The organism is Nocardia sp. NPDC047648, assembly GCF_040642815.1.
Taxonomy (GTDB): domain Bacteria; phylum Actinomycetota; class Actinomycetes; order Mycobacteriales; family Mycobacteriaceae; genus Nocardia; species Nocardia gamkensis.
Genome location: NZ_JBEYSX010000003.1, coordinates 246,710 through 260,813, shown reverse-complemented (window position 1 = coordinate 260,813; position 14,104 = coordinate 246,710). Strand labels below are relative to the sequence as shown.

15 protein-coding genes and 1 riboswitch are annotated in these 14,104 nt (G+C 67.2%); of the genes, 7 read left to right on the top strand and 8 right to left on the bottom strand.

Annotated features, from left to right (window positions below; translation table 11 throughout):
• The gene (locus tag ABZ803_RS09880; RefSeq protein ID WP_357034786.1) at positions 1-789 is read left to right on the top strand and encodes a TetR/AcrR family transcriptional regulator; all 789 of its coding nucleotides are present in this window, start codon (positions 1-3) and stop codon (positions 787-789) included.
• A gap of 160 nt (positions 790-949) precedes the next feature.
• Here the strand turns inward: ABZ803_RS09880 and thiD are convergent, their stop codons facing one another.
• Positions 950-1,795, bottom strand: coding sequence for a bifunctional hydroxymethylpyrimidine kinase/phosphomethylpyrimidine kinase (gene thiD, locus ABZ803_RS09875; RefSeq protein WP_357034784.1), 846 nt, complete (start codon positions 1,793-1,795; stop codon positions 950-952).
• Between the two features lie 89 nt (positions 1,796-1,884).
• Here thiD and ABZ803_RS09870 point away from each other — a divergent pair, with 89 nt between their 5' ends.
• Positions 1,885-3,021 carry a GTP-binding protein gene (locus ABZ803_RS09870; RefSeq protein WP_357034782.1) on the top strand — a complete coding sequence of 379 codons (1,137 nt, stop codon included), beginning with the start codon at positions 1,885-1,887 and terminating at the stop codon, positions 3,019-3,021.
• Positions 3,022-3,084: 63 nt separating this feature from the next.
• On the opposite strand, the gene ABZ803_RS09865 is transcribed toward ABZ803_RS09870, so the two are convergent.
• Entirely contained in the window at positions 3,085-3,708 is a 624-nt protein-coding gene (locus ABZ803_RS09865; RefSeq protein ID WP_357034780.1) for an SDR family oxidoreductase, read from the bottom strand.
• 107 nt (positions 3,709-3,815) lie between these two features.
• Entirely contained in the window at positions 3,816-4,898 is a 1,083-nt protein-coding gene (locus ABZ803_RS09860) for an epoxide hydrolase family protein (protein WP_357034778.1), read from the bottom strand.
• Between the two features lie 86 nt (positions 4,899-4,984).
• Between ABZ803_RS09860 and ABZ803_RS09855 the strand changes: the two genes are divergently transcribed.
• Both ABZ803_RS09855 and ABZ803_RS09850 read left to right on the top strand, forming a co-directional pair.
• On the top strand, positions 4,985-5,629 hold the full coding sequence (locus tag ABZ803_RS09855) for a TetR/AcrR family transcriptional regulator (RefSeq protein WP_357034776.1): 645 nt from the start codon (positions 4,985-4,987) through the stop codon (positions 5,627-5,629).
• A gap of 64 nt (positions 5,630-5,693) precedes the next feature.
• A complete protein-coding gene (locus tag ABZ803_RS09850; protein WP_357034774.1) occupies positions 5,694-6,101 on the top strand; it encodes a glyoxalase superfamily protein in 408 nt (135 codons plus the stop codon).
• Between the two features lie 37 nt (positions 6,102-6,138).
• Here ABZ803_RS09850 and ABZ803_RS09845 read toward each other — a convergent pair whose 3' ends face one another.
• Positions 6,139-6,978: a thioesterase family protein gene (locus ABZ803_RS09845; RefSeq protein ID WP_357034772.1), complete on the bottom strand. Its 840-nt coding sequence runs from the start codon at positions 6,976-6,978 to the stop codon at positions 6,139-6,141.
• Between the two features lie 105 nt (positions 6,979-7,083).
• Positions 7,084-8,328, bottom strand: a complete 1,245-nt coding sequence (locus tag ABZ803_RS09840; protein ID WP_357034770.1) for a KasA/KasB family beta-ketoacyl-ACP synthase — start codon at positions 8,326-8,328, stop codon at positions 7,084-7,086.
• A 39-nt stretch (positions 8,329-8,367) separates the two neighbouring features.
• Here ABZ803_RS09840 and ABZ803_RS09835 point away from each other — a divergent pair, with 39 nt between their 5' ends.
• On the top strand, positions 8,368-8,925 hold the full coding sequence (locus ABZ803_RS09835) for a TetR/AcrR family transcriptional regulator (protein ID WP_357034768.1): 558 nt from the start codon (positions 8,368-8,370) through the stop codon (positions 8,923-8,925).
• A gap of 128 nt (positions 8,926-9,053) precedes the next feature.
• Here ABZ803_RS09835 and ABZ803_RS09830 read toward each other — a convergent pair whose 3' ends face one another.
• The gene (locus ABZ803_RS09830) at positions 9,054-9,515 is read right to left on the bottom strand and encodes a MarR family winged helix-turn-helix transcriptional regulator (RefSeq protein ID WP_357034766.1); all 462 of its coding nucleotides are present in this window, start codon (positions 9,513-9,515) and stop codon (positions 9,054-9,056) included.
• A 56-nt stretch (positions 9,516-9,571) separates the two neighbouring features.
• Here ABZ803_RS09830 and ABZ803_RS09825 point away from each other — a divergent pair, with 56 nt between their 5' ends.
• Positions 9,572-9,979: a VOC family protein gene (locus ABZ803_RS09825; protein WP_357034764.1), complete on the top strand. Its 408-nt coding sequence runs from the start codon at positions 9,572-9,574 to the stop codon at positions 9,977-9,979.
• Positions 9,980-10,220: 241 nt separating this feature from the next.
• On the opposite strand, the gene ABZ803_RS09820 is transcribed toward ABZ803_RS09825, so the two are convergent.
• Positions 10,221-10,634, bottom strand: a complete 414-nt coding sequence (locus tag ABZ803_RS09820; protein ID WP_357034762.1) for a VOC family protein — start codon at positions 10,632-10,634, stop codon at positions 10,221-10,223.
• A gap of 514 nt (positions 10,635-11,148) precedes the next feature.
• Between ABZ803_RS09820 and ABZ803_RS09815 the strand changes: the two genes are divergently transcribed.
• Positions 11,149-11,853, top strand: coding sequence for a hypothetical protein (locus ABZ803_RS09815; protein WP_357034760.1), 705 nt, complete (start codon positions 11,149-11,151; stop codon positions 11,851-11,853).
• Between the two features lie 199 nt (positions 11,854-12,052).
• On the opposite strand, the gene thiC is transcribed toward ABZ803_RS09815, so the two are convergent.
• On the bottom strand, positions 12,053-13,705 hold the full coding sequence (thiC, locus tag ABZ803_RS09810) for a phosphomethylpyrimidine synthase ThiC (protein ID WP_040870651.1): 1,653 nt from the start codon (positions 13,703-13,705) through the stop codon (positions 12,053-12,055).
• A riboswitch (TPP riboswitch) is annotated at positions 13,697-13,819 on the bottom strand. It overlaps the preceding gene by 9 nt.
• Positions 13,820-14,104 lie beyond the last annotated feature (285 nt).

Sequence of the window (14,104 nt, the reverse complement as noted above, 5' to 3'; positions counted from 1 at the left end):
GTGGGGCGGGACCCGGCCGACGGCCGGGTCTCCGTCCCCGGTCGACAGGTAGCATCCGGATTCGTGATGCTCAGCGGCCGGACGGAAGACGACCCGCCGCGCAAACGTGTGGACGCGCGCACCGAGCGTTGGCGCGAGCATCGCAGGAAGGTGCGCGAAGAATTCGTCGACGCGGCTTTCCGCGCGCTCGACAAATTCGGCCCCGCGGTCAGCATGGGCGATATCGCCAAGGAGGCGGGCGCGGCCAAACCGAAGCTGTATCGCCATTTCGAAGACAAGACCGACCTCTACAACGCGATCGTCGACCGGGTGCGCGACATGCTCTGGGAACAGATCATGACCAGTTTCGACCTGACCGGCGACTCCGCCGCTGACCTGGTGCGCCGCGCCGCGTCCGAATACGCGCAGGTGGTGTCGCGGCAGCCGAATGTCTTCCGGTTCATGCTGCACAGCCATTTCACGCAACGCTCCGACGACGCCGACCGCGCGCTGCAATCGGCCCGGCAGTCCGCCCACCGCGCCGCCGAGCTGTTCGCCGGTGCCGTGGACGAGGAGTCGGTGCAGGTCGCGAGCGCGGAACTGGTGATCTATTCGATCTTCGGTGCGGTGGCCTCGGCCACCGATTGGTGGCTGGGGGTGAACCGGGTGGAGCCGCCCGCCATGCCGGTCGAGCAGTTCGCCGCCTATCTGAGCGAGATCATCTTCGCGCTCGTGGCGGCCAGCGCTCGGCTGCACGGCATCGCGATCGCAGCCGATCTTCCGCTGCACCGCGCCTTTTCCGCTCTGTGACCGCCAGCGCCCCCCGGGCCGGGCGCCGAGGTCTTCGCCGCATCCACGTCGAACGTCGTTGTTCCGATCGCCTCGCCGTTGAAGCCATCCGTGTCGGCGACGTCCTCAGTATCGCAGCGCCCACCGACAAGAAATGGCGTGCGCCGAGCGGTTGCCCGGCTCAGTTCCCATGCAATCGCCACAGCGGGGACACCGGCCCGTGGCCAGCGCCCAGATCGTAGGACGCGGCCAGGCAGCGGTAGGTCCACTCTTTGGCGAACTCGATCGCTTCGGGCACCGAATAGCCGTGGGCCAGGGCGCAGGCGGTCGCGGCGGCCAGCGTGTCGCCGCCGCCGTGGTCGTTGCCGGTCGCGATGCGCGGGGCGGTGAACTCGAGGAACCGCTCACCGTCGAACAGCAGGTCGGTGCTGCACTCGGAGGAACGCAGGTGCCCACCCTTCACGACCGCCCACCGCGGCCCCAGCTTGTGCAGCGCCTCGGCCGCGCGCCGCGCCGAATCCTCGTCGTCGACGTCGATACCCGTGAGCAGGCGGACCTCGTCCAGGTTCGGTGTCACCACGGTGGCGAGCGGGATCAGGGTGCTGCGCAGCGCGTCGAGCGCTTCGGCGTGCAGCAGCGGATCGCCGTGCATCGAGGCCGCGACCGGGTCGACGACCAGCGGAATGTCGCCGTCGCGACCTATGCCGACCTCCTGGCACACCCCAGCCACCGCCTCGATGATCGCGGTGGAGGCGAGCATGCCGGTCTTCGCGGCGCCGACGCCGATGTCCGTGGTCACCGAGCGCACCTGATCGGCCACGACCTGCGGCGGAATCTCGTGAAAGCCGCTGACGCCCACCGTGTTCTGCACGGTCACCGCCGCGACGGCCACCAGTGCGTGCACACCGCACAGCGCCATGGTGCGGGTATCGGCTTGGATTCCGGCGCCTCCGCCGGAATCGGTACCGGCGATGGTGAGCGCCCGGACGGGGGTCTGCCCCTCGGCGGGCAATGGCAGCAGTTTCACGACACAAACCCTACGGCGACCCGGTCCGGTGGCCACCGGCAACCGGACCCGCTCGCTGAGAGCAAATGAAAATCGTTATCATTAATGTCATGGACTCCGACCTGCTTCCCGTCACCGTGCTGTCCGGCTTCCTCGGCGCGGGCAAGACGACGCTGCTCAACCACATCCTGGCCAACCGGGAGGGCCGCCGGGTGGCGGTCATCGTCAACGACATGAGCGAGGTCAACATCGACGCCGCGCTGGTCACCGGTCAAGGCCACCTGGACCGCACCGAGGAGAAGCTGGTCGAACTGACCAACGGCTGCATCTGCTGCACCCTGCGCGAGGACCTGATCGAAGCTGTGGCCCGGCTCGCTCGAGAAGGCCGCTTCGATCAATTGGTGATCGAATCGACCGGCATCTCCGAGCCGATGCCGGTGGCCGCGACGTTCGACTGGGAATTCGAGGACGGCTTCCGCCTCGGTGACGTCGCCCGGCTGGACACCATGGTGACCGTGGTCGACGCTTCGACCTTCCTCGCGGAGGTGGCGCGCGGGCAGGCGCTGGCCGAGCGGAACCTGCAAGCGGGCGACGGCGACGCGCGCACCATCGCCGACCTGCTGGTGGATCAGGTCGAGTTCGCCGACGTCCTGCTGGTCAACAAGACCGACCTGGTCGGCGCCGCCGCGGCGGGGGCGGTGGAGGCGACGGTGCGCCGCATGAACCCGCGCGCCCACGTGCTGCGCACCAGCAACGGCGTGGTCGATCTGGCCGAGGTCCTGGACACCGGCCGCTACGACCCGGTGGTCGCCGCGGAGGTCGAGGGCTGGGCGGAGGAACTCGCCGGCGGGCACACCCCGGAGACCGAGGAGTACGGCATTCGCAGCCTCACCTACATCGCCGATCGGCCGTTCCATCCGCTGCGCCTCTCGGACGCGCTGGAACAGTTGCGAGGTCTGCTGCGCAGCAAAGGATTCTGCTGGATCGCGAGCCGGTCGACGCTGGCCGCGGTGTGGTCGCAAGCGGGGCCGAACCTGGTCTTCGAACCCGCCGCCTGGTGGTCGTCGCTGGAAGTGCCGCCGGGGCAGGAGATCGTCTTCATCGGGATAAAGCTGGATTGCGACAAGGTGCGCTCGCTACTGGATGGCACCCTGCTCACCGACGCGGAGTTCGCCGAGGGGCCGGGCGCGTGGGCGGAGTATCCCGATCCCTTCCCGGCGTGGGGGGAACTGCACGAGCACGCCTGAAGATCGCGGCCCATGCTCCCGGCTCCGGGGCATGGGCCGCTGCCGCGCCACCGCATGGCGCGCTCAGTTCGAGATGCCGGGCGTCTGGCGGAGGTAAGTCGTGTCGGTCAGTTGCTCGATCATGAAGTCGGCGATGTCGGCACGGGCGATCTTCAGGCTCAGACCGCCCTCGCCCGCCGGGAATCCGCGCCGGTAGCTGCCGGTGGCCGGTCCGTCGGTGAACGCGCTCGGCCGCACTATCGTCCAGTCCAGGTCGCTGGCCAGGACGTATTCCTCCTGCCGGACGTGATCGGCATAGGCCGGGCGCAGCAGCAACCCGAACATCACGTACTTCCACAGGAAGTTCAGGTTGCCCCGGCTGTCGCCGACGCCCAGGGTCGTCTGGCAGATCAGCCGCTTGACGCCCGTGCGATTCATCGCGTCGATGATCGCCGCGGTGCCGCCCGCCCGGACCACGCCCTTGCGCCCGTTGCCGAGCGAGATCAGCACCGCGTCCTGCCCCTGCACCGCTCGCTGCACCGAGTCCGTGTCCAGCACATCGCCTTCCACCACGCGCAGCCGATCGTGCCGCTGCGTGACGCTCGCGGCGCTGCGGGTGAAGGCCGTCACCTCGTGGCCCTCCCGCAGCGCCTGCTCGACGACGAGACGGCCGACGGTTCCGGTGGCTCCGAAGACTGCGATTTTCATGGTTTTCTCTCCTGTTTCGAAAGCTGCTGTGCCGTTGATGAATCCAGTACATCAGCGGGAAACGAGACGAACCATGGCCACAAGTCTCGATGCCATAAGAGAAAGTCTCAGCGCAGCTCGGCGAAGAACTCCGTGATCTCCTCCGCCATCAACGCGGGCGCCACGTGGTGCAGGTAGTGGGTGAACACGTCGTGCGTGCGCCAGGACACGATGTTGTGGTCGCGCTCGGCGAAGCGGCGGATGCCGTGGAAGTCCCCGGTGGAGCCGCACAGCGCGAGCGGAACCGTGGTCGGCGCCGCGGGGTGCTCGGCCTTGTCCTTCTCGAAGTAGTGCCGGATCGCCGAACCCGCGGTGCCGGTGAGCCAGTGGATCGCTATGTTGGTCAGCACGAAGTCGTCGTCGAGGTCCGGACCGAGCAACTGGCCGTTCCAGCCGACCAGCCCGGCGGGCGAGTCCGTGATCGCGTGCGCCAGCGTCTGCGGTTGCTGCGATTGCAGCACGTTGAAGCCCATCTTGTTCTTCATGAACCAGTCCAGGGTGGCCAGCGACCGCTGCTCGCCCTCGTCGAGATCGGCCAGCTCCGCCGGATCGCCGGACGGGAACGAGTACACCTGCGTCACGTGCACGCCGACCACCTGGTCCGGCGCCACCCGCCCGAGTTCCGGCGAGATCTGCGAACCGCCGTCGTTGCCCACCGCGCCGTAGCGGGTGTAGCCGAGCCGCCGCATCAGCTCCGCCCAAGCGCGTGCGATCCGGCTGTCGTTCCAGCCCGCCTCGGTGGTGGGGCCGGAGAAGCCGTAACCGGGCACGGAAGGGATCACCAGGTCGAACCCGGCGGCGGTGAGCGGCTCGATGACGCCGACGAATTCGACGAAGGTACCGGGCCAGCCGTGCGTGAGGATCAGCGGAAACGCGTCTTCCCGGGTGGACTTCACGTGCAGGAAGTGGATGTTCTGGCCGTCGATCTCGGTGGTGAACTGCGGGTAGGCGTTCAACGAGTTCTCCACCCCGCGCCAGTCGAACCCGTCGCGCCAGTAGCCGACCAGGTGGCGCACCCGCTCGACGCTCACCCCGTAGGTATCGCCCGAGCCGGGAATCTGCTCGGCCCAGCGGGTCCGGGCGAGGCGATCGCGCAGGTCGTCCAGGTCGGCCTGGTCGACGTCGATCCGGAAGGGGGTGATCGCGGTCATGTCCTGCTCCTTGTTGAAACGGAATGCTCTGTTCTGATTGAACTGTAACAGAACGGACCATTCCGTTCAAATGCTATCCTGGAGTCATGCCGAAGACATCCGACGCCCCAGCTCAGAAGGGTTTACCCGGCCGCAAGGCGCAGGCCGCCCGCAACGACGGCTTGATCCTGGAGGCCGCCCGGGCCGTGTTCCTCGCCGACGCCACGGCCCCGATCTCCGCCGTCGCGGAACGCGCGGGCGTCGGGATCAGTGCGCTGTATCGCCGCTATCCGAGCAAGGAGGTGCTGCTGCGCACGCTCTGCCACGAGGGTCTGCGCCGGTACAACGCGGAAGCCGATGCGGCGCTGGAAGATCCGGACGGCTGGCACGGCCTGGTCGGCTTTCTCGAGCGAGTGGTGGACGCCGACGTGCACTCACTGGCCGTGCATCTCGCGGGCACTTTCACCCCCGACGAATCGATGCTGCCCGATGTGCAGCACTCCGCGAAGGTCGCGGAGGAACTCGTGCGCCGTGCCCACGCCACCGGCGAACTACGTTCGGACGTCACCCCGCAGGATCTCGGCCTGATCCTGGAGTCCTGCGCGGCCGTCGCGGTGCCCGATCCGCAGCGCACGGTCCAACTGCGCCGCCGCGTGCTCGCGATGCTCCTGACCGGGCTGAGCGCGGGCGGCGAACTTCCCGGCCCCCCGCCCGCGCCGGACGAGTTCAGTTGGCGCTGGGCTCGGCGATGATTTCTCCCGCGCCAACCGGTCCGCACTGGTAGGAATACCGCTGCCCGCCCCGAAAGGATGCGCCGTGAACTGGACACTCGAGGTCGTCATCGTGCCCGTGTCGGATATCGACCGAGCCAAGAACTTCTACGCGGAGCAACTCGGCTTCGCCGTCGACCACGACACCAGGATCGACGACAACGTCCGCATCGTGCAACTGACCCCACCCGGCTCGGGTTGTTCGATCGTGATCGGCAAGGGCGCGGTGCCCGACATGACACCCGGCTCCCAGCAGGGCCTGCAACTCGTGGTCAACGACCTGCGCAAGGCCCACGAGGAGCTCACCGCCCGAGGCGTCGAGGTCACCGAAATCCAAGTCCTCGGCGAGAACCCCACCCCCATGCCCGACCCACTCGACAACGTCGGATTCTTCTTCTTCACCGACCCCGACGGGAACGGTTGGGGCGTCCAGCAGATCTCGACCCGTCCGTGAGGGTTGTCGCGACGAACGCCGAGTGGGTCTGCCTCGGCTATCGGTTGCCGAGGAAGAGGGTTTGCGTGCTGCGGCCCAAGGGACCCTTTTCGTCGTAGAGCGCCGATTCGGCCATACCTATGCCATGGGGTTGGGGGTAGGTGACGGCGTCGAGGCAGACCCATTCACCTGCGGGCTGGCGGTGCAGGGTGACCGTCAGGTCGGTGTTGATGAACAGGTACTTCGACCAGTCCATGACCGCGCTGACACCGTTTCCGGAATCCGCCGCCGCGAGGGTGCGTTCCAGCGGGCTCGGGTCGGTGCCCGCGACGATCGGATATTTGATCCTGATCCAGCACACCGCCGGGCCGGGCTCGGTGAAGGAGCCGCTGACGAAGCGGTATTCGATGGCGGTGTGAAAGCCCACCGGCTGGGTGGAGGGGAACGGTGCGGGCACGTCCGCGTGTTCGGGACCGGGACGTGTGCCGGTGGGCAGGAATCGTTCCGGCAGCGGCAATTCCGGCTCGGACAGCTTGAACCGCCAGGCATTCGCGCGCATCACCGGCCCGCGCTCGGTGGACAGCGTCGCCTCGATGAGTTCGACGCTGCGGCCGGGGCGGACGACCCGCGCCGCCGCGGTCAGCGGTGCCAGCGGCACCGGGCCGAGGATTTCGACCGCGACCCGGCCGACCTGGAACCCCGGGCGCGGCTCGCACCGCTCGATCACGTGCCCGAGCAGCGCCGAGGGCGGACCCGCGTGCTGGGCATCCGGCGACCAGGGGCCACGGGTGAGCTCGGTGGACAGAAAGCGATCCGGCCGGTCGGGGTCGGGAAGGTAGAAGGCGTCGCTCACAGCGCCCCGCCTGCGCTCGATTCCGTCGTGCACGCCCGCGCGCACGGTCCTCGGGTCCTTCGCCGGTGCTCGCTCACGTCGCTGTCCGTCCTTCGGGCCGATCGGTCGGTTGTACAACGACGGTAGCCCGCTCCGGAACGGAACTCGAGGTCAGACCCGGCCGAACGCCAGCGCGACGTTGTGCCCCCCGAAGCCGAACGAATTGTTCAGCGCGAAATCGATGCGCTGGGTGCGCGGCGCGCCGGCGACGACGTCCAGGTCGATCGCCGGGTCGAGATTGTCGAGGTTCAAGGTGGGCGGGACGACCTGATCCCGCAGGGTGAGCATGGCGACCAGCGACTCCAACGCGCCGACCGCCCCGATGGAATGCCCGAGCGCGGATTTCGGCGCGTAGACCGAGGCATCGGGCACCACGGACGCGATCGCGTTGGCCTCCGACGCGTCGCCGATGGAGGTCGACGTGGCGTGCGCGTTCACATGCTGGATATCCGAAGCCCGCAGTCCTGCGGTCTCGATGGCCTTGCGCATCGCGCGAGCTGCGCCGATGCCCTCCGGCTCGGACGCGACGATGTGATAGGCGTCGGAGGTGATGCCGGCGCCGAGCACCCGCCCGTGCACGGCGGCCCCGCGTGCGCGAGCGTGCCGCTCGGACTCGAGCACCAGCAGCGCGCCCGCCTCACCGAAGACGAATCCGTCGCGGTCCCGGTCGAACGGGCGTGACGCGCGTTCCGGGTCGTCGTTGCGGGTGCTCATGGCGCGCATCATGGCGAAACTCGCGATGGGCACGGCGTCGATATGCCCTTCGACGCCGCCCGCCACCACCACGTCCGCCTCGCCGGTGGTGATCAGCCGCCACGCGTGCGCGATCGCCTCCGAACCCGAGGAGCAGGCCGACACCGGAGCGAAAACGCCGGCCCTCGCTCCGATCTCGAGCCCGACCGTGGCGGCGGGACCGTTCGGCATCACCATCGGCACCGACATCGGCGACACCTTGCGATAGCCGCCCGCGCGCATCGCGTCGACCGCCGAGATCAGCGCGTCGCCGCCCCCGAGCCCGGTGCCGATGGCCACCGCCAATCGGTCACCGTCCACCTCGGGCGCGCCGGCGGAACGCCAGACCCGGCGGCCGAGCACCAGCGCCATCTGCTCGACGTAGGAATGCCTGCGCTGTTCGACCCGGGTGAGCTCGGCGCCGGGCTGTGACTTCAGCTTGCCGCCGATGCGGACCGGCAGGTCGTACTCGGCCACGAAATCGTCTGCGAGCGCGCCGATTCCGCTGTGCCCGGCCAGTAATTCGGACCAGGTCGTGTCCATGTCGTCGGCCAGCGACGTGGTCGCCGCGTACCCGGTGACCACCACCGAATCCCGAGTTTCTGAAGCGATTGTTACAGTCACGATGTCATGAATACCTGTACCAATCGCTACAGTCAACCCATGGCCCGCCCCCTAGACCACGCCAAACGCGCCGAACTGCTCGCCGCCGTGGTGCGCTACATCGCCGACCACGGCCTCGCGGACCTGTCGCTGCGCCCACTGGCCGCCGAACTCGGCACCAGCTCGCGCATGCTGATCTACTACTTCACGACCAAAGAAGAGCTGCTGGTCCAAGCGCTGGCGACGCAGCGCCCCGACGTCGCGGCCGTCTTCGCCGATATCCGGGATGCGTCCGAACTCCGCGACCGTCTCTGGGACTTCTGGACCGCCAACACCTCCGGTGAGGGCCGCACGAGCGTGCGGGTGATGCTGCAAGTCCTCGGCGCGGCATGCGCTCCGCGGAGTCCGTACGCCGACTACGCCGTCTCGGCGATCGCCGCGTTCGTGGCGGCGCTGGCCGACGGGCTGCGCAACCTTCCGTCCATTGACGACCCCGAAGTCGTTGCGACCCTGCTTGTGTCGGGCCTGCGAGGGATTTTGCAGGACCGGATGATCACCGGCGAGGTGGAGCGCACCGATCGCGCGGCCCGCCGCCTGATCGAGCAGACGGTGCTCTGATCTCGGCGCATCCGGGCGGTCATGGCGCGACGGCGACCATTCGTCCGACTCGTACGAGCGACCAGAGCGAGGTGGTCACCTCTGGCCGATGCCGCCGGAGATGCTCACGCAGCGGGTCGTCGCCGAAATCACTCGACAGCCGACTCCGGATGCGCATGCGCGAAGACGCGTTCCAGCATCGCGTGCAGTTGATCGCGCTCGGCCGTGTCCAATGGGGCGAGGATTTCGTCGCCGACCCGACCGGCCTCTCGATCGAGGGAACGCAATGCCGCGCGGCCCGTGCGGGTGATGCGCACGGTGATTCGGCGACGGTCGCGGTCGTCGCGCGTGCGTTCCACATGACCGGCGGCTTGCAGTTCGTCCACGATCTTGGCGACGTCGCTGGGGTGGATGGCCAGGCGCTCGGCCAGATCCCGTTGAGCGTGCGGGCCGAAATCGGCCAGCGCCGCGAGGATCGCCACGTGCCACAGGCGCAGGCCGCGGGCGGCGAGCCGGTCGGCGAATCGGCCGCGCGCGGTCTTGCCCACTCGGGACAGGAGGTAGATGTCGAGCCCGAGCAGGCTCGGCGGCAGTGCGCGTCCGGAGTCCATCGATCTATTGTAGGTCCGAACCTACAATAGGTCTGCACCAACTAGTTGGAGACGCCGTGGACGCACTTCATCCAAGACTTCTGGTCACCCGATTCGCCGAAAGCTTCGAGTTCTACGCGGCCGTGCTGCCCGAGCTGATCGGGGCGACCCTGATCAAGGGAACCGCTGCGGGTCCCTATGCGAACTGGGACGTCGGCGACGAAGGTGCGCTTGTGCTCTTCGATCGCTCCGCGATGGCGGAGGTCGTCGCGACGTCGGCGCTGCCGGAGCGAGCCGCGCCGTCGCAGGACGCGGTCATGTTCGTCTGCCGGGTCCGCGATGTCGACGCGGGTGCGAAACTGTGCGCCGAGCACGGCGCGACGGTCGTCGCGGGTCCGGCCGATCGGCCGCAGTGGGGTCCCGGGCTGCGCACCGCCCACCTGCGTGACCCGGAGGGCACGCTGATCGAACTCCAGTCCTACTGATCGCCGAGCGGTTCTGATCGGAAAAGTCATGTGTGGAAGGCCGCTTTCGATCCGCGCCTCTTCCCGGTTCAACCCGCCCGATGGAGGGGGTGGACGTATCCGTGGTCAGCGACGCGGAGCCGTGAAGAACGGCGCCGCGTCGCTCGACTGACCTGACCGCTGTCAGCCTGGCAACCGTGAAGCCGGGCAACTGCGTTCGATCTCCCAGTGCTCCTGGGGCATCGGAGTCTCGTTTCGGCAGCTACTCGGCGTACGGCTGATCCTCGCCCTGGGCGCTGTAGCCGATGCTCCAGATGTAGCCGTCCGGGTCCGCGAAGGTGCCGCCGTACCCACCCCACTGCGCGGCAGCGGCCGGCTTGAGGACCGTGGCACCGGCCTTCTCGGCTTCGGCGAGAATCTCATCGACCCGCGCCTCACTGCGTACCACGTATGTCAGGGCCAGCCCGCTGAAACCGCTCCCTTCCGGGCTCGTACCCATCTCCGCGGCAAGACCGTCGCGACCGTAGAAGCCGATGAGCGGCCCGTCCTCGGCCGAGAAGAACACCGACACGCCGTAGTCTCGATCGACCTTCCAACCGAGCCCGTCCACGTAGAAACGCTTGGACCGATCCATGTCCTGGACGCCGAGCAGGATCGAGCTGATATTCGCTTTCATTCCGTTTCTCCTTAGGTCATAAAGGCCGGGGACGCACACCACAGTCACGCTATTAGTGGCTCGCTGAGCAGCGCTTCTCGAATCCTGACCGGTTCGGCCGCCGGGCCGGACTGCTCCTCGCGGGTACGGATTTCGTACCTGGTCGACGTACAAGCGGTACGGAGTGTCATCACACGACGCGACACCACCCACGACTCCCCGTACTGGCCCGGATCTGAGTCCAAGAAGATCGATCAGATCGCGCCGCACTACGAGGTCCTGGCGAACGAATTCGGCGCGGCCATGGTGAGCGAATCCTCGGATCTCGGCCCCGCGATCGCTCGCGACAACCTCGGCCGACACACTGAGGTCTCGTCGCAAGGGCTGATACGTCCGGTCGAGTGGAAGTCCCGAGTGCCCCGGTCTACGAACTCCAGCTATCGCGCTAACACGCCGTAGAGCGTGTAATTGGTAGGCAGAATTCGGATCATATGATCCTATGCATATCCATTGAGGTGACGTGAGCGGAGGGACGATGGGTACCGAACCGCAGCAACAATCAGGGGGCGGAACGCAAACTGATCCACCTCAGGAACCGGACGCATCGCCGATGCCGCCTTCTGGCCACGGGCAAGTCGCAGAGGCCGATTCGGGGCGAGCGTCGGAGGTTGCGTCCCGCAGTGGACGCTATGCATTGATTACAGCGCTGGTCACTGCCATGGTCTCGAGCTTTGTATCTGCGGGTGCCGCTGTCTATGTGAGTATCAATGAGTCGAACCGAAGTAGTCAGCTGGCCGCATCAGAGGCGGCGAGGGAGAGCCGTCAAAAGCTGTACCGAGAGTTCCTCAGCACTCTGAACCGCTATGAGGGTGCATTGTCCGAGGCCAGCCCCCTGTTGATCGAACCGACCACTCCACCCAATCTCCAAATCGCGAAGCTGGGAGAGGTCGGCAAGGCCCAGATTCTGTTCGTGGACGCTTTGAACACCGTATGGATGACGGGAAGTGACAGCATGTTCCTGATCGCAGACCGGTTTGTAAACCGTGCCGACCTTTTTTCCAATGATCACATGGGACCATTCCTCAGTCGATACATTTCAAAAAACACGTACCCTAGTTGGGGGGATGACGAATGGCGAAAAGCCGCATCTTCTCTAGGGAAAGCGGGTCTTGACTTCGTCGTAGACCTCGAAAACATTACCAACGACTTTTTGAAACAGGCGCGAAAGGACCTTGCTTGAGCGCCGCAGCTGCGAGTGTAACGACTACAACTCACTGGATGCGGGCGAAGTCGTCGGCCATCGACGGCCAGTAGGTCCTGGCGTTCACAGCCGCTCCGCTGCCGATGACGACCACGATACCGTCGCCGAATGCCTTCTCGGCCCACCATATTGGAAGAACACCGCCGCCCGCCGGATCGCGGCGGGCGGCGGGCGGTCGTTACGAGACGACGGGCAGGTAGACGGCGTTGCCTTTGCCCGCGAACTCGGCGGACTTCTCCGCCATGCCCGCTTCCAGCGCCTCGACCTCGTTCAGGCCGTGGCGTTCGGCGTATTCGCGCACGTCCGCCGAGATCCGCATCGAGCAGAACTTGGGGCCGCACATCGAGCAGAAGTGCGCGGTCTTGGCGGGTTCGGCGGGCAGTGTTTCGTCGTGGTACTCGCGGGCGGTGTCCGGGTCGAGGGACAGGGCGAACTGGTCACGCCAGCGGAATTCGAAACGGGCCTTGGACAGTTCGTCGTCCCGCTGCTGGGCGTGCGGGTGTCCCTTGGCCAGGTCGGCGGCGTGCGCCGCGATCTTGTAGGTGATCACGCCGACTTTCACGTCGTCGCGGTTGGGCAGGCCCAGGTGTTCCTTCGGGGTGACGTAGCAGAGCATGGCGGTGCCCGCCTGCGCGATGATGGCCGCGCCGATGGCCGAGGTGATGTGGTCATAGGCCGGTGCGATGTCGGTGGCGAGCGGGCCGAGCGTGTAGAACGGCGCCTCCTCGCACCACTCCTCCTCGAGCCGGACGTTCTCCACGATCTTGTGCATCGGCACGTGACCGGGACCCTCGATCATCACCTGCACGCCATGGGATTTCGCGATCTTGGTCAGTTCGCCCAGGGTGCGCAGCTCGGCGAATTGCGCCTCGTCGTTGGCGTCGGCGATGGAGCCCGGCCGCAGGCCGTCGCCGAGGGAGAAGGTGACGTCGTAGCGCGCCAAGATCTCGCAGAGTTCCTCGAAGTGCGTGTACAGGAACGATTCCTGGTGATGCGCCAGGCACCAGGCCGCCATGATCGACCCGCCGCGCGAGACGATGCCGGTCACCCGCTTTGCGGTCAGCGGGATGTAGCGCAGCAGCACGCCCGCGTGCACGGTCATGTAGTCCACGCCCTGCTCGCACTGCTCGATCACGGTGTCGCGGTAGATCTCCCAGGTGAGCGCCGTCGGGTCGCCGTTCACCTTCTCCAGCGCCTGGTAGATCGGCACGGTGCCGACCGGGACGGGCGAGTTGCGAAGGATCCACTCGCGCGTCTCGTGGATGTTCTTGCCGGTGGACAGGTCCATGATGGTGTCCGCGCCCCAGCGGGTCGCCCACACCATCTTCTCCACCTCTTCGGCGATCGAGGAGGAGACGGCCGAGTTCCCGATGTTCGCGTTGATCTTGACCAGGAATTTCTTGCCGATGATGGTCGGCTCGAGTTCCGGATGCTTATGGTTGGCCGGGATCACCGCGCGGCCCGCGGCGACCTCTTCGCGCACCAGCTCCGCCGCGACGCCTTCGCGCGCGGCGATGAAGCGCATCTCGGGCGTGACGATGCCCTCGCGGGCCCAGGCCAGCTGGGTGCGCGGGCCCGCCCCCTCGGATCTGGTCCAGGTGTCACGCAGCTTCGGTAGACCGCCTTCGAGATCGATCGTCGCCGTCTCGTCGGTGTACGGCCCCGACGTGTCGTAGACGTCGAAGTGCTCGCCATTGGTCAAATTGATCCGGCGCACCGGTATGCGCAGGTCTTCGACTTCGAGATAGTGCTTGACGCTGCCCTCGATGGGGCCGGTGGTGACGCTGTCGACTGGTGCGGTTGCGCCGTCGGACGCAGCGGCGGGTGCCATTTTTTTCCTCCCTACGCCGGCATTACCCGGTCAGGTTCATACGGTCGACGGCCCTGACGCCTCTCGGCTAGCCGTCCTCTCAGCCCGCTGGTGCGAGCCCCCGTTGGTTGTGAAATTTTCCCGCCCGACCATACCCGGCCCGCCCGGCCGCCTGCCCGGCGATTCGCCGCGATCGAGCGAACTCCCAGGCAGTGGCATCGGCGGCGACGTTCCGAGGCGCGGTCGAAAGTCGCGTGCCGGGATGAGCGGGTGCACGAGGCGGCAGTCTCGGTCAGCGCGGTGCGGGCCGCGCCCGGACGCTTATGCGGGTATTAGAGGCCTTCGCCACTGGCCGCGTACGAGGCCGAGGGGTGCCGCAGGTCGGGGGCGGACCACTTCCGGAAAGCGGGGTAGGCGGGC

Bases quoted from the DNA above. Each gene is read 5' to 3' on its own strand.
- thiC (WP_040870651.1), bottom strand. From the start codon at position 13,705: ATGGCACCCGCCGCTGCGTCCGACGGCGCAACCGCACCAGTCGACAGC.
- ABZ803_RS09835 (WP_357034768.1), top strand. From the start codon at position 8,368: ATGGCCCGCCCCCTAGACCACGCCAAACGCGCCGAACTGCTCGCCGCC.
- ABZ803_RS09830 (WP_357034766.1), bottom strand. From the start codon at position 9,515: ATGGACTCCGGACGCGCACTGCCGCCGAGCCTGCTCGGGCTCGACATC.
- ABZ803_RS09865 (WP_357034780.1), bottom strand. From the start codon at position 3,708: ATGAAAATCGCAGTCTTCGGAGCCACCGGAACCGTCGGCCGTCTCGTC.
- ABZ803_RS09860 (WP_357034778.1), bottom strand. From the start codon at position 4,898: ATGACCGCGATCACCCCCTTCCGGATCGACGTCGACCAGGCCGACCTG.
- ABZ803_RS09820 (WP_357034762.1), bottom strand. From the start codon at position 10,634: ATGAAAGCGAATATCAGCTCGATCCTGCTCGGCGTCCAGGACATGGAT.
- ABZ803_RS09815 (WP_357034760.1), top strand. From the start codon at position 11,149: ATGGGTACCGAACCGCAGCAACAATCAGGGGGCGGAACGCAAACTGAT.
- ABZ803_RS09870 (WP_357034782.1), top strand. From the start codon at position 1,885: ATGGACTCCGACCTGCTTCCCGTCACCGTGCTGTCCGGCTTCCTCGGC.
- ABZ803_RS09855 (WP_357034776.1), top strand. From the start codon at position 4,985: ATGCCGAAGACATCCGACGCCCCAGCTCAGAAGGGTTTACCCGGCCGC.